This window comes from Streptomyces sp. KL2, from assembly GCF_046529545.1.
GTDB classification, from domain to species: Bacteria; Actinomycetota; Actinomycetes; order Streptomycetales; family Streptomycetaceae; genus Streptomyces; species Streptomyces radiopugnans.
Genome location: NZ_CP127170.1, coordinates 2032275 through 2055073, shown reverse-complemented (window position 1 = coordinate 2055073; position 22799 = coordinate 2032275). Strand labels below are relative to the sequence as shown.

Genomic DNA, 22799 nt, shown 5'->3' with positions numbered 1-22799 from the left:
CAGGATGGGGACATGGCCAACCGACTCGCCGCCGAGACTTCCCCCTATCTCCTCCAGCACGCGGACAACCCCGTCGACTGGTGGCCCTGGTCGCCGGAGGCGTTCGAGGAGGCGCGGCGGCGCGACGTCCCGGTGCTGCTCAGCGTCGGCTACAGCTCGTGCCACTGGTGCCACGTGATGGCGCACGAGTCCTTCGAGGACCGGGCCACCGCCGAGTACCTCAACGCCCACTACGTGTCCGTCAAGGTCGACCGCGAGGAGCGCCCGGACGTCGACGCCGTCTACATGGAGGCCGTCCAGGCCGCCACCGGCCAGGGCGGCTGGCCCATGACCGTCTTCCTGACGCCGGACGGCGAGCCGTTCTACTTCGGCACCTACTTCCCGCCCGAGCCCCGGCACGGGCTGCCCTCCTTCCGCCAGGTGCTGGAGGGGGTGCGCGCCGCCTGGACCGACCGGCGCGAGGAGGTCGCCGAGGTGGCCGGGCGGATCGTGGGGGACCTGGCGGGGCGGAGCATCGGCTACGGCGACGGCGGGGACGCCCCGCACCCGCCCCGGCCGGAGGAACTGGGCGCGGCGCTGCTCGGACTGACCCGCGAGTTCGACGCGCGGCACGGCGGCTTCGGCGGCGCGCCGAAGTTCCCGCCGTCGATGGTGCTGGAGTTCCTGCTGCGCCACCACGCCCGCACCGGTTCCGAGGGCGCGCTGCAGATGGCGGAGGCGACCTGCGAGGCGATGGCCCGCGGCGGCATCTACGACCAGCTCGGCGGCGGGTTCGCCCGCTACTCGGTGGACGCCGCCTGGATCGTGCCCCACTTCGAGAAGATGCTGTACGACAACGCCCTGCTGTGCAGGGTGTACGCGCATCTGTGGCGCGCCACAGGCAGCGAGCGGGCGCGGCGGGTCGCACTGGAGACGGCCGACTTCATGGTCCGCGAACTGCGCACCCCCCAGGGGGCCTTCGCCTCCGCGCTGGACGCCGACAGCGACGACGGCACCGGGCGGCACAGGGAGGGCGCGTACTACGTGTGGACGCCCGCCGAGCTGCGCGGGGTCCTCGGGGAGGAGGACGCCGAACTGGCCGCCGCCCACTTCGGGGTGACCGAGGAGGGCACCTTCGAGGAGGGGGCCTCCGTCCTCCGGCTCCCGGACGCCGACGGCCCCGCGGACGCCGGGCGGATCGAATCCGTACGGAGCAGGCTGCTGGCCGCCCGCTCCCGGCGCCCGCGCCCGGAGCGGGACGACAAGGCCGTCGCCGCCTGGAACGGGCTGGCGATCGCCGCGCTCGCCGAGACCGGCGCCTACTTCGACCGTCCCGACCTCGTGGAGGCGGCCACCGCCGCCGCCGACCTGCTGGTCGCCGTCCACCTCGATACGGGCGGGCGCCTGGCGCGCACCTCCCGCGACGGCGCCGCGGGTTCCGGCGCCGGGGTGCTGGAGGACTACGGCGACGTGGCCGAGGGCTTCCTCGCCCTGTACTCGGTGACCGGCGAGAGCTGCTGGCTGGAGCTGGCGGGCACCCTGCTGGACACCGTGCTGAGGCGCTTCACCGCCGCCGACGGCACCCTGTACGACACCGCCGACGACGCCGAGCGGCTCATCCGCCGCCCCCAGGACCCCACCGACAACGCCGCGCCCTCCGGCTGGACGGCAGCCGCCGCGGCCCTGCTGTCGTACGCCGCCCACACCGGCTCCTCCCGCCACCGCGAGGCGGCCGAGCGGGCGCTGGGCGTCGTGACGGCGCTGGCCCCGCGCGTACCGCGCTTCATCGGCTGGGGGCTGGCCGCGGCCGAGGCGGCGCTGGACGGACCGCGCGAGATCGCGGTGGTCGGCCCGGCCGGCGACCCTGCCACCGCCGTGCTGCACCGCACCGCACTGCTGGCCACCGCGCCCGGCGCGGTGGTGGCCGTCGGCGAGCCGGCGGCGGACGGCGCCGGGGGCGCGGACGGTGGAGGCGGCGCGGACGCGGACACGCCCGCGCTGCTGCGCGGCCGGCCGCTGCTGGACGGCCGCCCGGCCGCGTACGTCTGCCGGCACTTCGCGTGCGACGCCCCCACCGCCGACCCGGAGCGGCTGGCGCGGACGGTGGGAGCGTCCGCCGGGGCGTGAGGGCGGGCGGCACCCCCGCGGCGGTCCGTACGCCCTCCCGCGGCGGTCCGTACGCCGCCCGTGGCGTCACCCGTACGGCGTCCACGTGGGGAAAAACACGGAGCGCCTCGCCGGAGGTGTCCGTACAGTGGCCGTCATGCAGGTGATCCAGTCGACGAAACTCGCCAATGTCTGCTACGAGATCCGGGGTCCGGTTCTCGAGGAGGCCATGCGGCTGGAGGCGGCGGGTCACCGCATCCTCAAGCTCAACACCGGCAATCCCGCGCCCTTCGGCTTCGAGTGCCCGCCGGAGATCCTCGAGGACATGCTGCGCAACGTCGGGTCGGCGCACGGCTACGGCGACGCCAAGGGGCTGCTGGCGGCCCGGCGCGCGGTGATGCAGTACTACCAGACCAAGGGCATCGAGCTGGACGTCGAGGACGTCTACATCGGCAACGGCGTCTCCGAGCTGATCCAGATGTCGATGCAGGCGCTGCTGGACGACGGCGACGAGGTGCTGGTGCCGGCGCCGGACTACCCGCTGTGGACGGCCTCGGTCTCGCTGTCGGGCGGCACCGCCGTGCACTACCGCTGCGACGAGCAGTCCGACTGGATGCCGGACCTCGCCGACATCGAACGCAAGGTGACCGACCGCACCAAGGCGATCGTCATCATCAACCCCAACAACCCCACCGGCGCCGTCTACGGCGAAGAGGTGCTGCGCGGCCTGACGGACATCGCCCGCCGCCACGGCCTGATCGTCTACTCCGACGAGATCTACGACAAGATCCTCTACGACGGCGCCACCCACACCCCCACCGCCGCCATCGCGCCCGACCTGCTGACCGTCACCTTCAACGGGCTGTCCAAGTCCTACCGGGTGGCCGGGTACCGCTGCGGCTGGATGGCCGTCTGCGGGCCGAAGACGCACGCCGCCAGCTACATCGAGGGCCTGACGATCCTGGCCAACATGCGGCTGTGCGCCAACATGCCGTCCCAGTACGCGGTGGCCACCGCGCTGGGCGGACGCCAGTCGATCAACGATCTGGTGCTGCCGGGCGGGCGGCTGCTGGAGCAGCGCGACACCGCGTACGACCTGCTGACGTCCATCCCGGGTGTGACGTGTGTGAAGCCCAGGGGAGCGCTGTACCTCTTCCCGCGGCTGGACCCCCAGGTCTACAAGATCAAGGACGACCGGCAGATGGTCCTCGACCTGCTGCGGGCGGAGAAGATCATGGTCGTCCACGGCACGGGCTTCAACTGGCCCGAGCCGGACCACTTCCGCATCGTCACGCTGCCTCCCGCGCAGGACCTGGCGGACGCGGTGCGGCGGATCGGGAAGTTCCTGGACGGCTACGGCCAGCACTGAGACACGCTGAGGAGCCGCCCGCGCCCGGTGGGCGGTGCGGAGCGACCGGAGTCCGGACGGCTGGAAAAGGCCTGGCGGGAGCGGGGAAGAAGCCGGGAAACCTTCTGCACCCGCGACAACTTTAGACAGAGTCCAAGTTAAGATGGACTCCTGCATCAGCCAGGAGGCCATCCCATGTACGAACCGATTCGCACGCCGTCGGTCCACACCATGGCCGATCCGGCCAGGACCGAGGGACTCCTCCCGCGCCGCTCCCGTGAGGAGGAGCTGGACAACAGGCTCGCCGGTCATCTGACCGCGCTGCTGACCGTGACCGACGAACTCCGTGTCCACACTCCGGACGCGGAGCTGGACGACGCCGCGCAGCGGCTCGACGCCCAGGTCACCCGGTTGTGCGGAGGGCGTGCCCCGCTGCGGGCCGAGCCGTCCGCCGCCGGGGCCGGCGCCTCCCGCGTCGCGGCCCTCCACCAGCGGGCCCACACGCTCGCCGGGCAGGCCCTCGTCGTGGCCACCTCCCGCTCGGACTCGGCGGCCGCCGAGCTGGCCGCCGAGCGGATGGAGGCCCACGCCAGGGCGCTCGGCCTGGCCGAGGTCGGCTGACCGGCGCCGGTACGGCGAGACCCGCAGGCCCGCCGTGCCGGCGCCGCCCGGAGGACGGGAGGCCCGCGGGCCCCGTCCCGGCATCCTGTGCCGGGACGGGGCCCGCGGGCCTCTCACGGGGCGGGTTCACTCCGGCCGCCCCCGCTGGCCGCTCAGCCCAGGCGCTCGACCAGGGCGCGGTACTCGTCCCACATCGCCTTCGGGGTGTGGTCGCCGAAGGTGTTCAGGTGCTCGGGGATGAGGGCGGCCTCCTCGCGCCACACCTTCTCGTCCACCTTCAGCAGGAACTCCAGGTCCGCCTCGGCCAGCGCCAGGCCGTCGGTGTCCAGGGCGCTCCTGGTCGGGACGATGCCGATGGGCGTCTCGGTGCCCTCCGCCTCGCCGTTCAGGCGCTCGACGATCCACTTGAGCACCCGGCTGTTCTCGCCGAAGCCCGGCCACACGAACCGGCCGCCGTCGTCCTTGCGGAACCAGTTCACGTAGTAGATCCTCGGGAGCTTCGCCGGGTCGGCCTTGGCGCCGACCTCCAGCCAGTGGCCCATGTAGTCGCCCATGTTGTAGCCGCAGAACGGCAGCATGGCGAACGGGTCGCGGCGCAGCTCGCCGACCTTGCCCTCGGCCGCCGCGGTCTTCTCCGAGGCCACGTTGGCGCCGAGGAAGACGCCGTGCTGCCAGTCGAAGGACTCCGTCACCAGCGGCACCGCGCTGGCGCGGCGCCCGCCGAAGAGGATCGCCGAGATCGGCACGCCCTTGGGGTCCTCCCACTCCGGCGCGATGATCGGGCACTGCGAGGCGGGCACGGTGAAGCGGGCGTTGGGGTGCGCGGCCGGGGTGCCGGAGTCGGGCGTCCAGTCGTTGCCCCGCCAGTCGGTCAGGTGGGCAGGGGGCTCCTCGGTCATGCCCTCCCACCACACGTCGCCGTCGTCGGTGAGCGCGACGTTGGTGAAGATCGCGTTCCCCCACAGGGTCTTCATCGCGTTGGCGTTGGTGTGCTCGCCGGTGCCCGGCGCCACGCCGAAGAATCCGGCCTCGGGGTTGATCGCGTAGAGGCGGCCGTCCTCGCCGAAGCGCATCCAGGCGATGTCGTCGCCGATCGTCTCGACCGTCCAGCCCGGGATCGTCGGCTCCAGCATCGCCAGGTTGGTCTTGCCGCAGGCGCTGGGGAAGGCGGCGGCGACGTACTTCGACTCGCCGCGGGGCGGGGTGAGCTTGAGGATCAGCATGTGCTCGGCGAGCCAGCCCTCGTCACGCGCCATCACCGAGGCGATGCGCAGCGCGTAGCACTTCTTGCCCAGCAGGGCGTTGCCGCCGTATCCCGAGCCGTAGGACCAGATCTCGCGGGTCTCGGGGAAGTGGGAGATGTACTTGGTGGGGTTGCACGGCCAGGGGACGTCCTCCTGGCCCGGCTCGAGCGGGGCGCCGACGGTGTGGACCGCCTTGACGAACCGCCCGTCCTCGCCCAGCTCCTCCAGGACGGCGCTGCCCATGCGGGTCATCGTCCGCATGGAGACGGCCACGTACGCGGAGTCGGTGATCTCCACGCCCAGTGCGGAGAGCGGGGAGCCCAGCGGGCCCATGCAGAAGGGGACGACGTACATCGTCCGGCCGCGCATCGAGCCGCGGAAGATGCCGCCCTCGCCGCCGGTCCCGGTGAAGACCTCGCGCATCTTCGCGGGGTCCATCCAGTGGTTGGTGGGGCCCGCGTCCTCCTCCCTCTCGGAGCAGATGAAGGTGCGGTCCTCCACGCGTGCCACGTCGGAGGGGTCGGAGGCGGCGTAGTACGAGTTGGGGCGCTTGATCGGGTCGAGTTCGGTGAAGGTGCCCTTCTCGACCAGCTCCGCGCAGAGCCTGTCGTACTCCGCCTCCGAGCCGTCGCACCAGACGACGCGGTCGGGCTGGGTGAGGGCTGCGATCTCGTCGACCCAGGTGGTCAGCTCCTGGTGACGGGTGGGGGTCGTGTTGCCGGGAGCCGCAGTACTGCGCGCCACAATCGCTCCAGATGTCGAGGGTTTCATGCCGGATACCGCACGTGTATCCGTTTTGTTCATCCGTACTTCAGACACGGCCCCGTGGGGGCTGCGACCCGGATGCTGCGGCGTTGCTCATCCGGTGCCGACCACGCTCATTTGATATTCCGCCTTCGGGGCGATTCTGTCCAGACGGCCGTATGGTGAGCATGGCCACGCGGCGGGGAAACCTACGGTCACGTAGGTACGATGAGACGCATGACCGCCGCAGTGCCCGAACCCCCCAGGACTCTGCCCGCCGACGACCGCGACGGCCGTGAGGACCACGAGAACCGCGCTGCCGAGAGGTTCGTCCACCCCGTCAAACCCCGTCTGAGGGGCTGGCTGCACGCCGGGATGTTCCCGGCCGTGCTGATCTCGGGAATCTTCCTGACCGCCCTGGCGCAGACCCCGCGCGGCCGTCTGGCCTGCGCGGTCTACACGCTGACGGCCTGCCTGCTGTTCGGCGTCAGCGCCCTGTACCACCGCGGGAACTGGGGCCCGCGCGCCAACGCGGTGCTCCGCCGCCTCGACCACGCGAACATCTTCCTGATCATCGCGGGCACCTACACGCCCCTGACGATCCTGCTCGTCCCCGGAGGCCGCGGCCAGTTGCTGCTGTGGGGCATCTGGGCCGCCGCCGTCGCCGGCATCGCCTTCCGCGTCTTCTGGGTCGGCGCGCCGCGCTGGCTCTACACCCCCTGCTACATCGCGATGGGCTGGGCCGCGGTGTTCTTCCTGCCCGACTTCCTGCGCGCGGGCGGCGTCGCCGTCCTGGTGTGCGTGATCGTCGGCGGCCTCCTCTACAGCGTGGGCGGCCTCGTCTACGGCATCAAGCGGCCCAACCCCTCACCGCGCTGGTTCGGCTTCCACGAGGTCTTCCACTCCCTCACGCTGGCCGCCTTCGCCGTCCACTACGTGGGGATCTCCCTGGTGGCCTACAACGCCACCTGACGCCTGACGCCTGACGCCTGACGCCTGACACCCGGCCCTGCGGCCCCATCCCTGCCCCGGCCGGACGTCAGCCGCCGCGCCGCACCGAGCGGCCGGCGAGCACACCGGTGCGGCGGCCGTCCTCGACGGCGAACCGGCCGCCGACCAGCACATGGGGGATGCCCAGCGGCGGGGTGCGCGGCGCGTCGAACGTCGCCCCCGCCGCCACCGTCTCCGGATCGAACAGCACCAGGTCGGCGTGGTACCCCTCGCGCACCAGCCCCCGGTCCGGCAGCCGCAGCCGGGCGGCCGGCCGGCCGGTCAGATGCGCCACGCACTCCTCCAGCGACAGCACGCCCAGTTCGCGCACATAGCGGCCCAGGTAGTGCGGGAAGGCGCCCCACGCCCGCGGGTGGGGCCGTCCGCCGACGAGGATGCCGTCGCTGCCGCCGGTGTGGGCGCGGTGCCGCATGATCGCCCGGACGTTCTCCTCGTGCCCGACGTGCTGGAGGACGGTGGTGCCCAGCCGGTCCGCCAGCAGCAGCCGCCGCGCCACCGCGAACGGCTCCTCGCCGCGCTCGGCCGCCGACCGCGCGACCGTGCGGCCCACGTATCCGGCCAGGGCGGGGTCGGTCACCCCGGAGACCTCCACGGTGTCCCAGCCGACCGGCACCCCGTGGCAGCCGTCCGAGCCCTCGGCCTCCATCGCGTGCCGGATCCGGGCGCAGGCCGCCGGGTCCCGCAGCCGGGCCAGGGTCGCGTCGGGGCCGCCCTCGGCGGCCCAGCTCGGCAGCAGCGCGGCCAGGGTGGTGCAGCCGGGCAGGTAGGGGTAGCTGTCCAGCGTCAGGTCCACGCCCTCGTCCAGGGCCGCGTCCAGCAGGGCCAGCAGCTCGGGGGCGCGTCCGGCGTTGACGGAGAAGTTCACGGTGGCGTGCGCCAGGTGCAGTGCGCACCCCGAGGCGCGGGCGACCTCGACCATCTGCGCGTACGCCTCCAGCGCCCCGGCGCCGTAGGAGCGGTGGTGGGGGCAGTGGTAGCCGCCGTAGGACGCCACCACCCGGCACAGCTCGGTCAGCTCGGAGTCCGGGGCGTACATCCCCGGGGTGTACGTCAGACCGGACGACATCCCCATCGCGCCCTGCTCCAGCCCCTCGGCCACCAGGCGCCGCATCTCCTCCAGCTCCCCGTCCGTGGCGGGCCGGTCCTCCCAGCCGACCACCAGCGCCCGCACCGTGCCGTGGGGGACGAGGTAGGCGGCGTTGACGGCGGTGCCGCGGTCGAGCCGGTCCAGGTACTCCCCGACGGTCCGCCAGTCGAACTCGACGTCCGAGCCGTCCCCGTTCCAGCCGGTGATCGCCTGCCGCACCCGCGCCAGCGTGCGGTCGTCCACCGGCGCGTACGACAGGCCGTCCTGCCCGAGCACCTCCAGCGTCACGCCCTGGGCGACCTTGGCAAGGTGGGCGGGATCGCGCAGCAGCGCCAGATCGCTGTGGGCGTGCATGTCGATGAACCCGGGCGCGAGGACGAGGCCGTCCGCCTCCAGCACGCGCCGCGCGCCGGGACGCGGTCCCGGGTCCCCCTCGCGGTGGACCACGGCGATCCGGCCGCCGTCGACGCCGACGTCGGCCCGGTGGGCGGGGGACGGGGTGCCGTCGGCGACGCGTGCGCCGCGCAGGACGAGATCCACGGCGGACTCCGGTTCCGTTCGGGGACAGGGCAGGGGCAGCAGGGGCGGGGGCGGGGGCGGGTGTCAGAAGAAGGTGCGGACGAAGTCGGTGACGGTGCCGTCGGCCTCGGCGACCGGGATGAGCTGCCACCGGTCGAAGACCGTGCACGGGTGCGACAGGCCCAGCGCCACCCAGTCGCCCACCTCCAGCTCCGCGCCCGGTGCGAGGCGGACGAAGGCGTGCTGGTCGGCCAGCTTCACCACCTCCACCCCGTCCGCGGCCCGCTCGGCGCCGCCGGCGGTGCGGACGGCCACCGGCTGGGGCAGGTCCAGGTCGTAGGAGGCGTCGCGCTTGCCCGCGTTGAGGAAGGCCAGGTGCGGCTCGGGCCGGGAGACCACCTGTGCCCACAGCCGGAACGCCGGCAGCAGCGAGCCCTGCCCGGGAACGCGGTTGAACGGGGTCGCGCGGTGGTAGTGGCCGTCGTCGTGGGAGACGTACGCGCCTGAGCGCAGCAGCCTCAGCACCGGCCGCGACAGCTCGGGCACGCGCCCGAACACCTCGGCCACCACGTCGAACCAGGCGCTGCCGCCCGCGCTCACCACGATCTGCTCCTCCGGCCCCAGAGCGGCGAAGCGGCCCGCCGCGTCCAGGTCGGCGGCCAGTGCGACCAGGTCCTCCAGCCAGGCGCGCACCCGCCCGGCGTCGGCGTCCGGCACCTCGCCCTCATACCCGGCGACACCGGCCAGCCGCAGTGATGCCGTCTCCGCCACCGCCTGTGCCACCCGGGCCGCCTCCTCGGCCGTGCGCACACCGGTGCGGCCGCCGGGGACGCCCAGTTCGACGACGACGTCGAGGGGGCGCCGGGCGGGGGAGGCGCCGCGGGCCGGGGCCAGGGCGGCGTCCATCAGCTCCACGCCGCGCACGGAGTCCACGTAGCAGACGATCACCGCCTCCGGGTCCGCCGCCAGCTCGGCGGCGATCCAGCGCAGCGCGGCGGCGTCCACCACCTCGTTGGCCAGGAAGACCCGCCGCACCCCGAAGGCCCGGCAGACGCGCACCTGGGAGGGCACCGCCGCCGTGATGCCCCAGGCGCCGTGGTCGAGCTGGCGGCGGAAGAGCTGCGGGGACATCGAGGTCTTGCCGTGCGGGGCGAAGGCGAGACCGTGCCGGGCGGCGTAGGCGCCGAGCTGCCGCAGGTTGTGCTCCAGCGCCCCGGCGGCCAGCGTCAGCACCGGGGTGGTGAAGCCGCCGGTGAACAGCGGGCGGCGCTCGGCCGCCAGCTCGCCCACGGTCAGTCCGGCCGCGTCCGGGGGCAGCCCCTTGAAGCGGTGGTCGACGACCTCGTCGGCGAGGCGGGCGACGGGGTCCGCGTGCCCGGGGGATCCGGGGCCCCCGGTGCGCCGGGGGCGTTCGGGACGCTGGAGGTGTTCGGGGTGCTCGGGGTGCTCGGCGGCCATGGTGAACTCCGGACTCCGGGACGGGCCCCGGGGCTGACCCAGGGACTGGTATTGCGTCATGTGCAACGCTTGTTGCGCACAGTGCTCGCTGCTGTCTAGCATCCCCGCGAACGCCCGGTCAACGGACGGCCGGGACGGGAGCGGCCCGCGAGCCGCCCGGAAGCCGGGGAGGGAGGGGCGACCGTGGCAGTGCCTTCCGGGTCTCCCCAGCCTTCCCAGCCCCCTGTGCCCCCCGCGGGCCCCACACCCCCCGCGCCCTCCGTACCCCGCGCCGGGGCCCCTTTCGACGTGGTCTGCCTGGGGGAGACCATGGCGGCCTTCCGGCCCGCCGGCCCCGGCCGGCTCGCCGACTCCCCGGTCTTCGTCCGCGGCGTCGGCGGCGCCGAGTCCAACACCGCCTGCCTGCTCGCCCGCGCCGGGCACCGGGTCCGCTGGATCGGGCGTGTGGGCACGGACGGTTTCGGCGACCACGTTCTGGCCGAGATCGCCGCCCACGGCGTGGACGTCTCCGCGGTGCGCGACCCCGACCGCCCCACCGGCGTCTACTTCCGCACCGGCGGCGAGCGCTCCACCACCGGCGAGCGGCCCACCGACCCGGCCCTGGCCGAGGTGCTCTACCACCGCACCGGATCGGCCGCCTCCGCGATGTCCCCGGCCACCGTCGACCGCGCCGCCGCCGACTCCGGCCGGATCCTCCACCTCAGCGGCATCACGGCGGCCCTGTCCGACGACTGCCTGGCGCTGCTGTACGAGCTGACCGCGCCCCGGCCCGGGCGGCCGCTGCTGTCCTTCGACGTCAACTACCGCGTGGGGCTGTGGAAGAGGCGGGACCCGGCCGTCTTGCTCGACCTCGCCCGCCGCTGCGACCTGGTCTTCACCGGCGCGGACGAGGCGCGGGCGGCCTGGGGCGCGGCGGGGCCCGCCGCCGTACGCGAGCTGCTGCCGGAGCCGTCCGTGCTCGTCGTCAAGGACGGCGCCCGGGGCGCGGCGGCCCACACCCCCTCGGGCTCCTGCCAGGTGCCCGCCCTGTCCGTGGAGACCGCCGACCCCGTCGGCGCCGGGGACGCCTTCGCCGCCGGGTTCCTCTCGGCCACCCTGCGCGGACTGCCCCTGCGGACACGGCTGCGGCACGGCCATCTGGCCGCCGCCGCCGCGCTCACCTGTCCGGGCGACCTCGCCGAGCCGCCCGCCCGGGCCCTGGCCGACCGGCTGGCCGCGCTCGACGACGCCGCCTGGGGCAGACTGCGGCTCACCCCCGGCTGGACCACACGGAAGGCGTGAGACAGATGAGCCAGACCGTCGACCGGGCGCTGAGCATCCTCCCCCTGCTCGCGCGCGGGCCGGCAGGCCTCGAACAGGTCGCCCGGCACCTGGACGTCCACAAGTCCACCGCCCTGCGGCTGCTGCGCACCCTGCACGAGCACGGCATGGTCCACCGCCAGGGCGACCAGCGCTACCGCCTGGGGGCGCGGCTGATCGCGCTGGCCCAGGAGGCCGTGGAGAACATCGACGTGCGCGCCGTCGCCCACCCGTACCTGACCGAGCTGAACGAGGCGTGCGGGCACACCGTCCACCTGGCGGTGCGGCAGGAGGACGAGGTCCTCTACATCGACAAGGTCGAGAGCCGCTACCCGGTGCGGATGTACTCGCGCATCGGCAGACCGGTGGCGGTCACCGTCGCCGCGGTCGCCAAGGTCATCCTCGCCGACCTGCCCGAGGACGAGCGGCGCGCGCTCGCCGAACGCCTGGACTACCCCCGCCACACGCCCCGCTCCACGCCGGGGCCGGCCGCCTTCCTGAAGGAGCTGGCCCGGGTGCGCGAGCAGGGCTGGGCCACCGACCTGGGCGGCCACGAGGAGACGGTCAACTGCGTCGCCGCCCCCGTGCGCGGCGCGGACGGCCGGGTCGCCGCCGCGCTGTCGGTCTCCGCGCCCGCCGCCGTCGCGGGCGCCGACGAACTCATGCGCCTGCTGCCCCTGGTGCGGCGTACGGCCGACGCCGTCAGCGCCGAGTACTCGGGCAGGCCGCCCGCCTCCTGAGCCCCCCTGAGTCCCGCGGAACACTGTGAACGCCCCCATCCGGAAGGACGACCGTGAGCGACACCCCCGCCCAGGCCCCCGCCAAGACCGCCTTCACCCCGCCGACCCACACCGCCCCGCCCGCCCGCTTCTCGCACGGCGTGCGCAAGGGGAACATCCTCCAGGTGGCCGGACAGGTCGGCTTCCTGCCCGCCGTCCCCGGGCAGCCGCCCACCCCGGCGGGGCCGACCCTGCGCGAGCAGACCCTCCAGACCCTCGCCAACGTCGAGGCGGTCCTGAGGGAGGGCGGCGCGAGCTGGGAGGACGTGGTGATGGTCCGCGTCTACCTCACCGACACCGGCCACTTCGCCGAGTTCAACGAGATCTACGACGAGTACCTCGCCGGCACGGCGGGCCTCACCGGGCCTCCGGCCGCGCGGACGACCGTCTACGTCGGCCTGCCCGCCGGCCTGCTGGTCGAGATCGACGCCATGGCCGTACTGGACTGACGCCCGAGGCACGGCAAGCGACGCCCGAAGCCTGACGGCCGGTGCCTCGAACGGCCCAGGCGCCCGCGCGCACCGACGCGCCCTCTTGTGCCGACCGGCGGCGCGCTGTTGTATGCGCCACGCCGGTTGCGGGGACGAGAGCGGAGGTCGTACATGGCCAGTACGGGCGAGAGGGACGGAACGGGCGGCGCGGACGGGGCGGAGACCGCCGCGGGGACCGCCGCGGCCCCGGCCGAACGGAGGGCGAGCTGGCGGCTGGTCGGCCCCGGCATCGTGGTGGCGGCCACCGGCGTCGGCGCCGGAGACCTGGTGGCCACCCTCGTCGCCGGCAGCAGGTTCGGCTACACCCTGCTGTGGGCGGCCGTCGTCGGCTGCCTGGTGAAGATCGCGCTGGCGGAGGCGACAGGCCGCTGGCACCTGGCCACCGGCCGCACGATCTTCGACGGCTGGCGCAGCCTGGGCGCGTGGACCACCGCCTACTTCGCGGTCTACGTCACGGTGTGGGGCTTCGTCTACGGCGCCGCCGCCATGTCCTCCAGCGCGCTGCCGCTGGTCGCGCTCTTCCCCGGCGCCCTCGGGCTGAAGACATGGGCGATCCTGTGCGGGCTGGCGGGCCTGGCGTTCGTCTGGTTCAACCGCTACGCGGTCGTCGAGAAGATCATGATGGTCTTCGTCGGCGTGATGTTCGTGGTCGTCGTCTACGTGGCGGTCCGCGTCACGCCGCACCTCGGCGACGCCGTCGCCGGGCTGCTGCCGGTGCTGCCGGACGGCTCGCTGCTGTACACCCTCGGCCTGGTCGGCGGCGTCGGCGGGACGATCACCATGGCCGCGTACGGCTACTGGGTCAACGCCAAGGGCTGGACCGACAGCGGCTGGATGCGGATGATGCGCCTGGACAACCGGGTCGCGTACCTGACCACCGGCGTCTTCGTGGTGGCGATGCTGATCGTCGGCGCCGAGCTGCTGCACGCCGCCGGCACCGCCATCGGCTCCGGCGACCAGGGGCTGCTGGACCTGGGCCGGATCCTGGAGGAGCGCTTCGGGGCCGTCACCGCCAAGCTCTTCCTGATCGGCTTCCTCGCCGCGTCCTTCTCCTCCCTGGTGGGCGTCTGGCACGGCGTCAGCCTGCTGTTCGCCGACTTCGTGGAGCGTACGCGCGCGGCACGGGCGCAGGGCACCGGCGGCGAGCCCCCCGTCCTGGAGGTCGCACGCGGGCAGCGCGAGCGATCCTGGCCGTTCCGCGGCTACCTGCTGTGGCTGACGTTCCCGCCGATGGGCCTGCTGTGGCTGGACCAGCCCTTCGGCCTGGTCATCGCCTACGGCGTGCTGGGCGCATTCTTCATGCCCTTCCTGGCGGGGACCCTGCTGTGGCTGCTCAACTCCGGCCGTACTCCGCGCCAGTGGCGCAACGGGCCGCTGAGCAACGTGATGCTGGCGGTGGCCGGGCTGCTCTTCGTGGTGCTGTGCGTCCAGCAGGTGCGCGAACTGCCCTGGTGACCGCCCTGCCGGGCGCCCGTGCGGGAACGGCACGGGGCCCGGTCCGCGTCCGCCGCGGACCGGGCCCCTTTCTCGTTGTCCCGTCGTCCCGTTGTCCCGTTGTTCCGCTGTTCCGACGTCTCGCCGCTTACGGCAGCGCGTGGACGTGCGGGCCGACGGTGTCCGACCACCGGTTGCCGTTGAGCGCGTCCCAGTTGGTGGACCAGGTCATCGCGCCGCGGATGCCCGGGTAGGTCCGCGCGGGCTTGAACGAGCCGCACCTCGTCCCCCTGGCCAGGCAGTCAAGGGCGGCGTTCACCACGGAGGGGTCCACGTAGCCGGAGCCCGCGCCGCGCGTGGAGGCGGGGGTGCCCAGGCCGACCTGGGACGGGTCGAGGCCGCCCTCGAGCTGGATGCAGGCGAGCGCGGTGAGGAAGTCCACCGAGCCCTGCGAGTACACCTTCCCGTCGCAGCCCAGCATCGAACCGCTGTTGTAGTACTGCATGTTGACGACCGTGAGGATGTCCTTCACGTTCAGCGCCAGCTTGAAGTACTCCGTGGACGTGGACTGCATGTCGATGGTCTGCGGGGCCATCGTGAGCACCATGGAGGGCCCGGCCTTCGCCGACAGCGAGCGCAGCGCCTGCGTCAGCCAGGTGGAGTTGATGCCGTGCTCCAGGTCGATGTCCACGCCGTCGAAGCCGTACTCCTGCATCAGGCGGTGGGTGCTGTCGGCGAAGCGCGCGGCCGAGGCGGAGTCGTTGACGATGACGTTGCCCTTCTCGCCGCCCACCGAGATGATCACCTTCTTTCCGGCGGCCTGCTTGGCGGCGATGTCGTTCTTGAACTCCTGCACGGAGGAGTAGCCGAGCGCCGGGTCGAGGTTGAAGGTGATCTCACCCGTCCTGGCCGTGGAGTCGGCGAAGGAGACGGCGATGATGTCGTACTGGTCCTGCACCTCGCGCAGCTTCTGCACCCGCGCGCCGTTGTCGAAGTTCTGCCAGTAGCCGGTTACGGCGTGCTTGGGCACGCCCGTGCCGGGGTTGTGGCCGCCGTCGTCCCGGCTGCGGGTGGTGGCGGTGACGGGGGCGGACTTCGCCGACTCGCCGGCGCCGTTGACCGCGCTGACGCGGAACTCGTAGGAGGTGGCGGCCGCGAGCCCGGTGACGGTCGCCGAGGTGCCCTGCACCGACAGCGCCTTGGTCCCGTCCCGGTAGACGGTGTAGCCGGTGGCGCCGGCGACCGCGTTCCAGTTCAGGGTGGCCGAGGAGGAGGTGGTCGTGCCGACGGTGAGTCCGCCGGGCGCGGCCGGGGGCTCGGGTTCGGGGTCGGGTTCGCCCGGGTCGCCGCCGGGGCCGGTGAGGGAGAAGTCGTCGGCGAGGTAGGCGCTCTGGCCGTACCAGCCGTGGGTGTGGACGGTGACCGAGGTGGTGTTCGGGCCGGTGGTGAAGGAGGTCCTCAGCTGCTGCCAGCCGGAGGAGCCCGGGGTCCAGGTGGAGACGTCGGTGGTGCCGGTGCCGGATGCGCCGAGGTAGACGTACGAGCCCTGTACCCAGGCGCTCAGTTCGTACTTCGAGCCCGGTCGCACGGTCACGGTCTGGGAGCATTTGGCGTTGTCGCTGCCGGTGGGGGTGGCCTTCAGTGCGGCGGTGCCGCCGTGGACCGGGGAGGAGACGGTCGTGCCGCTGCCGGCGGAGCAGGTCCAGCCGCTCAGGCCGGACTCGAAGCCGGCGTTCCGCACCAGGTTCGGCTCGGCTGCCCCGGCGCTGCCCGAGAATCCGCCGAACGCCACGGCGCCGACCGCGACCGCCCCCGCGCCGAGCGCCGCGACGATTCTGGAGCGGATGCGCGCGGTACGGCGCGCGCCGGGCGCCGCGTCTCTCCCGCCGCCCGTGGTGTCTGTTCGCGTCCTGCGTTCCACTACTGCCTCCGTGCGTTGGGGGGTGAGCGCGCGTGGGGAGACGGTGGCCACCGTGCTGAGCCGGAAGAATGGTTCAGACCAATGAGGATGTCAAGGGGGGCGGACTTTTCCGTGACACCGGGACGGGCCCGCGGACGGTCTCCGCAACGGGGCACAACGGGACGTAACCGGAACGGGGTTCAGAGGGTCATGGCGAACGCCAGGGCGAGCAGGACGGCGGCCGCCCCGCAGCCCGCGGCCAGCACCGCCGGCATCACCACGGGCAGCAGCCGGCCCGGACCGGCCACCGTCGCCCTGCCGGGGCGGGCGGGGTCGTAGCGGACCGGCACCCGGTCGCCGACCCGCACCCCCGAGACGTACTCCTCGAACTCCACCGGCCGCCCGTCCGGCGTGCGGAAGGCGAAGTGGTACAGATCCGTGCCGGTCGGCCGGCTCGCCCTGGAGACCCGTACGCACTCGGCCTCCGCCCGCGCCCCGGCGCGCAGCGCCCGCACGGCGGCGAGCAGCCGTACGGCGCCGCGTACGGCCAGTGCCCCGAAGAGGGCGGCCGCCATGGCGAGGAAGAACCGCTCGCCGCCCGGTACCTCCATGCCGGCCGCCCTACCGGACCGTGACGCTGCCGACGATCCTGTCCAGATCCGCCTCGGACAGCCCGCCCTCGACGGTGTCCACGGTGACCAGGAAGGCCTTGTCGTGCGAGTCCAGCCCGGCCACCATCACGCCCCTCATCCGGGTGCCCTTCGCGGGTGTGCCGCGCTCACCGCCGGAGGTGAACTCGTAGTCGATGCGCCGGGCCTCGTCCGTCCCCTCCACCTCGGCCTCCTCGCGTCCCGTGGGCGTCGCGCCGAGCTGGATGCGGGCCTCCGCGCCGGTGGCGGCCATGTCGGCGTCCCCCGCCTTCATGAAGTCGAGCTGGACGGAGACCATGCCCGTGGTCCGGCCGCCGTCGGTGAGGACCGCCGCGGCGTCGTTGTGCTCACCGCGCTCCGCCTCGCCCAGCTCCCGGTATCCCCCCGGGTAGGCGACGGAGAGCCGCTCGGTCTCCAGCGTCCCCCAGCCCTCGGGCACCGCGGCGCTCCCCGCCTCCTGCCCGCCGCAGCCGGCGAGGAGGGGCAGCAGCGCGGCGGCGGCGAGCGCCGGGAGGGCGCGTGCGGCGGTCCGGGCGATGGTGCTCATCGGGTACTCGCTCTCCTGGTCGGGCTCTCCTGGGCGGACTTCTGCGGCCGGGCTCTCCTGGGCCGGCTCTCCCGGCCGGGCCCTCCCCGGGCCGGGGCCGCGGAAGCGGCGGGCGCCGGGAGGCCGCTCAGTTCGCACAGTAGCTGTAGGGGACGTACTCGCGCCTGCCGTCCCTCGGCGCACCGAGGAACCGCGCGTCGCCCAGGGTCTCCTCCTTCTGCTCGGTGGAGACCGAGAAGCCCAGGCTCATCCCCAGGTTCACCTCGAAGCCGTAGGCGGCGGCCTCGGTCTCCCCTTCGTAGGACATCCTGCTGGACATGCCCTCGTCGAACATCAGCTGCCCGAAGGGGTCGTCGGAGCCGGGCCGGGTGGTCGGGGCGCGGTCGCCGAACATGTAGGCGAAGGGCGCGGTGTTGTCCCCGTTCCCGTCCAGCCACCGCTGGGCGGTCTCACGGGCGGCCTCCCCCTCCGCGCCCGGGGGGAAGGAGACCATGTTGGTGACGACCTCGATCCCGGAGGCTCCCGAGTCGTCGGTGACCGAGGCGCTTCCGCCCCGCTTGCCGCCGCCCTCCTCGCCGTTGCTCCCTCCGGCCTCCCCCCTGTGGCCGCCGCCCCCGGTCTCGATGGTCTGGGTCATCACGATGCGCAGCAGTTCGCCGGTGCCGTCGTCGCGGACGACGGTCATCGAGCCGGTGCGGGCGGTCTCCCCGTGGTGGTCGCCCTTGAGGAACCCGGCCTCGTAGCCCGTACCGCCGCCGTAGGTGAGCCTGGCGGTGTAGGTGTACGACCTGGTGCCGCGGAACCTGTCGTTGGCGACGGTGGCCTCGGGGGCGAACTCCACGTTGCCGCCGAGCCGCGCGGAGAGCTTCCTGTCGTCCCCGGCGGAGAGCTTGAGCCCGGCCGCGGCGGTGCCGTTGAGCCCGATCGTGCCGTAGCTGATGTGCCGGTCGCCGATCCGCTCCTCCAGCCGTTCGCGCAGCCGCTGCTCCTCGGCGATGGGCCCCTTGCCGAAGATGGCGAGGATGGCGTTGCCGGCGCTGGCCTCGCCCGCGTGCCGGTTGGTGAGCTCGTAGGTCTTCAGCATCTCGATGTCGTCGCGGAAGCTCTGGGCCTCCTCCTCGCTCCTGAAGACCCAGGTGTCGCCGTTGGTGACCTTGAGCCCGGCGCCGAGGGAGACGTCCTCCGTGCCCAGCTTGCCGACCTTGAGCCCGGTCCTGACGGAGCCCTTGGCGCCGACGGAGGCGGCGTCGGTGAAGGTCATGTAGACCAGCCTGTCGTCCCCGTCGACCCGGCCGTCCTCGTTGACGTCGGTGTTGGCGCGGTGGGTCTGCTGTCTGAAGCCGTACTCCTCGCCCCACTCGATCCACATGAACCTCCCCCTGGCGCCGGCCTTGTCGGAGAAGTTGTGGGTGTTGCACATGGTGGGCTCGTACTCGGCGTCCGTCCTGGGCGCGGCCCGGTCGCCGCCCTCGCTCCCGCAGCCCCCGCCGCCACCGCCGATGCCGGCGACGACGCATCCGATGCGCTCGCCGAGGGCCTGCCCGACCCCGGTGGCCGACACGGCGGCGAGGACCGCGACGGCCACCACGAGCATGCCGAGGTACTCCGTCGCGGTGGCGCCCCGGTCGCCGAACCGTATGCCCGACCCGCCGTCACCTCTCGGCGCCATGCGACGGCCCCCTGTCCTGTGTCTGTCCTGTGTGCCGTGGGCTTTCGACCGAACGCCGGTGAGGCTAGGCAGGCGGGAGGAGGGGGGCGTGGGCCCGTGGGCCCAAAAACGGGCCCAAAGCTTCCGCGATGACGGAAAGTGCGCGGGGAAGGGGGGTACAGTCCGGTGCCGGGTCAGGGACCTGGCCTTTTATCGGACCGGATCGGTACCGGGGGTGATCGATGTTACCGTCAGTGTAAATTCATGGTTCAACTGATTATGCTTCACGCGGTGGGCCGGCGAAAACGGAAGTCCGGGGAATTCCCCCGCGGCCCTGCGCGGGAAGCGGTCGGCAGGGCGGCGTTGCGTCACCTTGTGTCCGCCTTTGACCCGGGGAAGCGGTGGAAGCGCACCCACTGGTCTTCGGTGAGTATTCTCTGCCGCTTAAGGCGCGGATAAGCTGCTGAGTTGACGAGCCGTATAGAACTCGGCAGGCCGGAGCAGTTTTGAACGGGGAACCTCGGATGCCCACCGCGATAGCTGTCACCAGCGCCGATCTGGTGCTGCCACCGCCGGATCCGCACACGCCGACGGCGCACGTCCTGACGCCTCCCGACCGGCAGCCGCTGGACGCCGCCCTCGCGGAGATGCAGGTCCTCGTCGAGCAGCACGGCTACGTCGTCGTGCTGTACCAGTCCTCCCTCCCCGCCCCCTTCGTGCGGCGGCTGCACACCGTTCGCTCGGTGCTGGAGAGCGACCGCATCGCCCTGCTGGGAACGGACCTGCCGCCGCTGGCGACCGGCGTCCTGGTGCACCAGATGCGCCAGCTGTCCACCTGCGGCTTCAGCCCCGGAGTCCTCGGCGCCACCGCGCGCCTGCTGGCGCACTACATCCACGCCGGCGCGCTGCTGAACTCCGTCACCAGGCTCGACCACGTCCCGGTCGGCCTCAAGGAGCACGCCAAGTCCTGGATGCCCGGCACCCAGTTCGGAGTGCTTGCCGCCCCCGCCTCCCGGCTGGTCCGGATCGGCGACGGCGGCACGCTGCCCGGCCCGGAGTTCCCCACCCGGCTCACCTACGCCGCCTCCCAGCTCTCCCCGGACTGGGTGACCGGCACACTCGCCCCGCAGTGGCGGGTGACGGGCACCCAGGAGGCGCGGCTGCCGGCGGACTCGCCGCGCTGGTGGGGCACCGGGAAACTGGTCGAGTTCGCCGCGTCCATCCCGGACGTGTCCGTCCTTTACCAGCTCGTCAGCTCGGTGCGGCGCGACGAGTGCCGCTGGTGCGGTCTCGAACTGATCGGCGACCGCTGTGTCTTCTGCTCCTCACCCGTGACACCGCCGGAGAACCGGAGCGGACCCGCCGACGTCGTCAGTCAGGGGGCCTCCGCTTCCGGCCGGCCGCACTGAGACGCGCCGCCGCCGGCCGCACCGGAAGGCCCGTGGCCTCCGCCGCACGCGGCCCGCACGAACCGCCCAACGCCAACGTCCCCGAACGAGGTAGCCCGCAACCATGAACTCACGCCAGCGTCGCGGCGTCATCCTGCTGCTGCTGTCCGTCCTGTGCGCCTTCGCCGCCTTCGCGGGCGTCCTGTCGGTGATCAGCGACGTGGAGTCGAAGGTCGGCCCGGAGGTCACGGCGTACCGCCTGTCGAAGAACGTACCGGCCTACCGGGCCCTGGACGAGAGCGTCGTGGAGAAGGTGCGGATACCCAGGCGCTGGCTGCCGAAGACCGCGGTCACCGCGACCGACGAGTTCAGCGGCAAGATCGCGACCAATCCGCTGAAGAAGGGGTCGCTCCTCCAGAGCGACATGATCACCGATCAGCCGGAACTCCGGGAGGGCGAGCAGGAGATCGCCATCATGATCGACGCGGCCACCGGCGTCGCGGGCAAGATCCGGCCAGGCTCCACGGTCAACATCTACGCGACCTTCCAGGACAAGAAGGAGAACGAGATCTCCCGGGTGATCGTCAGCAACGCCCGCGTCATCGACGTCGGCGAGCTCACCCCCATCACCAGGAACGACGAGGTCAACCGCGAGTCCGAGGCGGTGCCGATCACCTTCGCGCTCAACACCCTCGACACCCAGCGCGTGGCCTTCGCCGAGTCCTTCGCCGTCAACGTCCGGCTCGCCCTCGTCGCGCCCGGGAGTGACACGACCATCTCCGAGGAAGAACGCACCTACACCCTCGTCGGAGACAGGTGAGACAACGGATGGTCACGAGAATCCTCCCGGCCGTCGGCGACGCCGACGCGGCCCGCTCCGTCTCCGCACTGCTGAGCCAGCTTCCCGACGCCGAGCCGGCCCAGCCGGTCGGCGACTCCACCCTGCTCCTGGACACCCTCGCGGCACTCGCCGGCGAGTCGGTGGGCGACCTCCCCGAGGTCGTGCTCGTCCACGAGCGCATCGGGCCGGTCCCCGCGCTGGAGCTGATCCGGGAGGTCGCGCTGCGCTTCCCGGCGGTCGGGGTGATCCTGATCAGCGCGGACGCCGGCCCCGGGCTGTACTCGGCCGCCATGGACTCCGGCGCGCGCGGACTGGTCGGCCTGCCGCTGTCGTACGACGAACTCTCCGCCCGGGTCTCCGCCGCCGCCCAGTGGGCCGTGGGGGTGCGGCGCCACCTGGGCTCCGGGGGCGAGGTCTTCAGCGGCCCCGGCGGCACCGCGGTCACGGTCAGCGGCGCCAAGGGCGGCGTGGGCGCCACCCTGCTCTCCGTCCAGCTGGCGCTCGCCGCCCGCGCCTCCGGCAGGAGCGTGGCGCTGGTCGACATGGACCTCCAGGCGGGCGACGTGGCGTCGTACCTCGACGTCCAGTTCCGCCGCTCGATCGCGGACCTGGCCAGCATCACCGACATCTCGCCGCGCGTCCTCCAGGACGCCCTCTTCTCCCACCCCACCGGCCTCGCCCTGCTCCTCGCCCCGGGCGAGGGCGAACGCGGCGAGGAGGTCGACGAGCGCGCCGCCCGCCAGATCATCAGCGCGCTGCGCTCCCGGTACGAGGTCGTGGTCGTCGACTGCGGCACGCAGATGAACGGGGCGAACGCCGCGGCCGTGGAGATGGCCGACACGGCGTTGCTGGTCACCACCCCTGACGTCGTCGCCGTCCGGGCGGCCAAGCGCATGATCCGGCTGTGGGACCGGCTGCAGATCCGCAAGGCGGAGGAGACGCTGGCCGTCGTCAACCGGCACACCCGCAACACCGAGATCCAGCCCCCGCTCGTCCAGCGGATCGTGGGCACCCCGGTCGCCCGCGGCGCGATCCCGGCCGGCTTCAAGGAACTCCAGGCGGCGGTCGACTCCGGCCGTGTGCAGGACCTGGACTCCCGCGGCTCCGTCAGGCAGGCGATGTGGGCCCTGGCGGGGGAACTCGGACTGGTCGACGCGGCCAGGACGCAGCAGGGCAAGGGCGGCAGGTACGGGGACAGGGGATCGATCGGCCTGCGCCGCCGCCGCGGCGGCGGACGCCACGACAACGACACCACCGAACCGAGCGGGAGAACCGGCTGATGGGGGAAGTCGACACGGGGACGGGCCAGGACCGGACCACGGCGCGCTCACGCACCGGCGGCGACCAGGGGCAGGTGGCCGTCGAGTTCGTCGGCATGCTGCCGATCATCACCGCCACCCTCGTGCTGCTGTGGCAGTGCGCGCTGCTGGGCTACACCTACACCCTCGCCGGCGACGCGGCCGACAGGGCGGCGCACCAGGCGGCCGTGGCCGACCTCCGCAGGGAGAGCCGGGGCGAGGCGTGCGAGCGGGCGGGCAAGGAGGGTCTGGAAGGCGACTGGAGGAAGTCGGCGAGGACCGAATGCTGGGTCGACTCCGGCCTGGTCAAGGCCGAGGTCGCCCTCAAGGTGCCCGTCCTCTTCCCCGGGATCGTCGACTTCCCCTTCTCGGTCACCGGAAACGCGGCGGCGGCGAAGGAGAACTGA

Annotated in this window: 19 protein-coding genes; 12 read left to right on the top strand and 7 right to left on the bottom strand. The window is 73.1% G+C overall.

Annotation, left to right across the window (positions count from 1 at the left end; translation table 11 throughout):
• Positions 1–12 precede the first annotated feature (12 nt).
• The 3 genes from QPK52_RS09150 (at position 13) to QPK52_RS09140 (ending at position 4054) form a co-directional block, all read left to right on the top strand.
• The gene (locus QPK52_RS09150) at positions 13–2106 is read left to right on the top strand and encodes a thioredoxin domain-containing protein (protein ID WP_410536784.1); all 2094 of its coding nucleotides are present in this window, start codon (positions 13–15) and stop codon (positions 2104–2106) included.
• Positions 2107–2242: 136 nt separating this feature from the next.
• The gene (locus QPK52_RS09145; RefSeq protein ID WP_410536782.1) at positions 2243–3454 is read left to right on the top strand and encodes a pyridoxal phosphate-dependent aminotransferase; all 1212 of its coding nucleotides are present in this window, start codon (positions 2243–2245) and stop codon (positions 3452–3454) included.
• A gap of 174 nt (positions 3455–3628) precedes the next feature.
• Positions 3629–4054, top strand: coding sequence for a hypothetical protein (locus QPK52_RS09140; protein ID WP_410536780.1), 426 nt, complete (start codon positions 3629–3631; stop codon positions 4052–4054).
• A gap of 152 nt (positions 4055–4206) precedes the next feature.
• On the opposite strand, the gene QPK52_RS09135 is transcribed toward QPK52_RS09140, so the two are convergent.
• On the bottom strand, positions 4207–6042 hold the full coding sequence (locus QPK52_RS09135) for a phosphoenolpyruvate carboxykinase (GTP) (protein WP_410536778.1): 1836 nt from the start codon (positions 6040–6042) through the stop codon (positions 4207–4209).
• Between the two features lie 237 nt (positions 6043–6279).
• On the opposite strand from QPK52_RS09135, the gene trhA reads away from it, so the two are divergent.
• The gene (trhA, locus tag QPK52_RS09130) at positions 6280–7014 is read left to right on the top strand and encodes a PAQR family membrane homeostasis protein TrhA (RefSeq protein ID WP_410536776.1); all 735 of its coding nucleotides are present in this window, start codon (positions 6280–6282) and stop codon (positions 7012–7014) included.
• 67 nt (positions 7015–7081) lie between these two features.
• On the opposite strand, the gene QPK52_RS09125 is transcribed toward trhA, so the two are convergent.
• Positions 7082–8680 carry an N-acyl-D-amino-acid deacylase family protein gene (locus QPK52_RS09125; RefSeq protein ID WP_410536774.1) on the bottom strand — a complete coding sequence of 533 codons (1599 nt, stop codon included), beginning with the start codon at positions 8678–8680 and terminating at the stop codon, positions 7082–7084.
• 63 nt (positions 8681–8743) lie between these two features.
• The gene (locus tag QPK52_RS09120) at positions 8744–10177 is read right to left on the bottom strand and encodes an amino acid deaminase (protein WP_410536773.1); all 1434 of its coding nucleotides are present in this window, start codon (positions 10175–10177) and stop codon (positions 8744–8746) included.
• Between the two features lie 249 nt (positions 10178–10426).
• On the opposite strand from QPK52_RS09120, the gene QPK52_RS09115 reads away from it, so the two are divergent.
• The 4 genes from QPK52_RS09115 to QPK52_RS09100 all read left to right on the top strand — a co-directional run bounded on the left by QPK52_RS09115 (position 10427) and on the right by QPK52_RS09100 (position 14141).
• The gene (locus QPK52_RS09115) at positions 10427–11398 is read left to right on the top strand and encodes a sugar kinase (protein ID WP_410536772.1); all 972 of its coding nucleotides are present in this window, start codon (positions 10427–10429) and stop codon (positions 11396–11398) included.
• Between the two features lie 5 nt (positions 11399–11403).
• Entirely contained in the window at positions 11404–12156 is a 753-nt protein-coding gene (locus tag QPK52_RS09110; protein WP_093661735.1) for an IclR family transcriptional regulator, read from the top strand.
• Positions 12157–12209: 53 nt separating this feature from the next.
• Positions 12210–12644, top strand: a complete 435-nt coding sequence (locus tag QPK52_RS09105; protein WP_410536770.1) for a RidA family protein — start codon at positions 12210–12212, stop codon at positions 12642–12644.
• Positions 12645–12797: 153 nt separating this feature from the next.
• The gene (locus QPK52_RS09100; RefSeq protein ID WP_410536769.1) at positions 12798–14141 is read left to right on the top strand and encodes an Nramp family divalent metal transporter; all 1344 of its coding nucleotides are present in this window, start codon (positions 12798–12800) and stop codon (positions 14139–14141) included.
• A gap of 127 nt (positions 14142–14268) precedes the next feature.
• On the opposite strand, the gene QPK52_RS09095 is transcribed toward QPK52_RS09100, so the two are convergent.
• The 4 genes from QPK52_RS09095 to QPK52_RS09080 form a co-directional block, all read right to left on the bottom strand.
• Positions 14269–16041, bottom strand: coding sequence for a chitinase (locus QPK52_RS09095; RefSeq protein WP_410536767.1), 1773 nt, complete (start codon positions 16039–16041; stop codon positions 14269–14271).
• Between the two features lie 179 nt (positions 16042–16220).
• Entirely contained in the window at positions 16221–16631 is a 411-nt protein-coding gene (locus QPK52_RS09090) for a DUF3592 domain-containing protein (protein WP_410536766.1), read from the bottom strand.
• A gap of 10 nt (positions 16632–16641) precedes the next feature.
• Entirely contained in the window at positions 16642–17217 is a 576-nt protein-coding gene (locus QPK52_RS09085; protein ID WP_410536764.1) for a hypothetical protein, read from the bottom strand.
• 127 nt (positions 17218–17344) lie between these two features.
• Entirely contained in the window at positions 17345–18886 is a 1542-nt protein-coding gene (locus QPK52_RS09080) for a hypothetical protein (protein WP_410536762.1), read from the bottom strand.
• 503 nt (positions 18887–19389) lie between these two features.
• On the opposite strand from QPK52_RS09080, the gene QPK52_RS09075 reads away from it, so the two are divergent.
• The 4 genes from QPK52_RS09075 (at position 19390) to QPK52_RS09060 (ending at position 22799) form a co-directional block, all read left to right on the top strand.
• Positions 19390–20274, top strand: a complete 885-nt coding sequence (locus tag QPK52_RS09075; RefSeq protein ID WP_410536760.1) for a hypothetical protein — start codon at positions 19390–19392, stop codon at positions 20272–20274.
• Between the two features lie 103 nt (positions 20275–20377).
• On the top strand, positions 20378–21073 hold the full coding sequence (gene cpaB, locus QPK52_RS09070; RefSeq protein ID WP_410536758.1) for a Flp pilus assembly protein CpaB: 696 nt from the start codon (positions 20378–20380) through the stop codon (positions 21071–21073).
• An 8-nt stretch (positions 21074–21081) separates the two neighbouring features.
• The gene (locus QPK52_RS09065) at positions 21082–22374 is read left to right on the top strand and encodes a CpaE family protein (RefSeq protein ID WP_410536756.1); all 1293 of its coding nucleotides are present in this window, start codon (positions 21082–21084) and stop codon (positions 22372–22374) included.
• Positions 22374–22799 carry a TadE/TadG family type IV pilus assembly protein gene (locus QPK52_RS09060; protein WP_410536754.1) on the top strand — a complete coding sequence of 142 codons (426 nt, stop codon included), beginning with the start codon at positions 22374–22376 and terminating at the stop codon, positions 22797–22799. The genes QPK52_RS09065 and QPK52_RS09060 overlap by 1 nt, the downstream gene beginning before the upstream one ends.

Excerpts from the sequence above, each read along its gene's own strand:
- QPK52_RS09115 (WP_410536772.1), top strand. The coding sequence starts at position 10,427 with ATGGCGGCCTTCCGGCCCGCCGGCCCCGGCCGGCTCGCCGACTCCCCG.
- QPK52_RS09080 (WP_410536762.1), bottom strand. The coding sequence starts at position 18,886 with ATGGCGCCGAGAGGTGACGGCGGGTCGGGCATACGGTTCGGCGACCGG.
- QPK52_RS09075 (WP_410536760.1), top strand. The coding sequence starts at position 19,390 with ATGCCCACCGCGATAGCTGTCACCAGCGCCGATCTGGTGCTGCCACCG.
- QPK52_RS09060 (WP_410536754.1), top strand. The coding sequence starts at position 22,374 with ATGGGGGAAGTCGACACGGGGACGGGCCAGGACCGGACCACGGCGCGC.
- QPK52_RS09110 (WP_093661735.1), top strand. The coding sequence starts at position 11,404 with ATGAGCCAGACCGTCGACCGGGCGCTGAGCATCCTCCCCCTGCTCGCG.
- QPK52_RS09120 (WP_410536773.1), bottom strand. The coding sequence starts at position 10,177 with ATGACGCAATACCAGTCCCTGGGTCAGCCCCGGGGCCCGTCCCGGAGT.
- QPK52_RS09100 (WP_410536769.1), top strand. The coding sequence starts at position 12,798 with ATGGCCAGTACGGGCGAGAGGGACGGAACGGGCGGCGCGGACGGGGCG.
- QPK52_RS09085 (WP_410536764.1), bottom strand. The coding sequence starts at position 17,217 with ATGAGCACCATCGCCCGGACCGCCGCACGCGCCCTCCCGGCGCTCGCC.
- trhA (WP_410536776.1), top strand. The coding sequence starts at position 6,280 with ATGACCGCCGCAGTGCCCGAACCCCCCAGGACTCTGCCCGCCGACGAC.
- QPK52_RS09065 (WP_410536756.1), top strand. The coding sequence starts at position 21,082 with ATGGTCACGAGAATCCTCCCGGCCGTCGGCGACGCCGACGCGGCCCGC.
- QPK52_RS09140 (WP_410536780.1), top strand. The coding sequence starts at position 3,629 with ATGTACGAACCGATTCGCACGCCGTCGGTCCACACCATGGCCGATCCG.
- QPK52_RS09150 (WP_410536784.1), top strand. The coding sequence starts at position 13 with ATGGCCAACCGACTCGCCGCCGAGACTTCCCCCTATCTCCTCCAGCAC.
- QPK52_RS09090 (WP_410536766.1), bottom strand. The coding sequence starts at position 16,631 with ATGGAGGTACCGGGCGGCGAGCGGTTCTTCCTCGCCATGGCGGCCGCC.
- QPK52_RS09145 (WP_410536782.1), top strand. The coding sequence starts at position 2,243 with ATGCAGGTGATCCAGTCGACGAAACTCGCCAATGTCTGCTACGAGATC.
- cpaB (WP_410536758.1), top strand. The coding sequence starts at position 20,378 with ATGAACTCACGCCAGCGTCGCGGCGTCATCCTGCTGCTGCTGTCCGTC.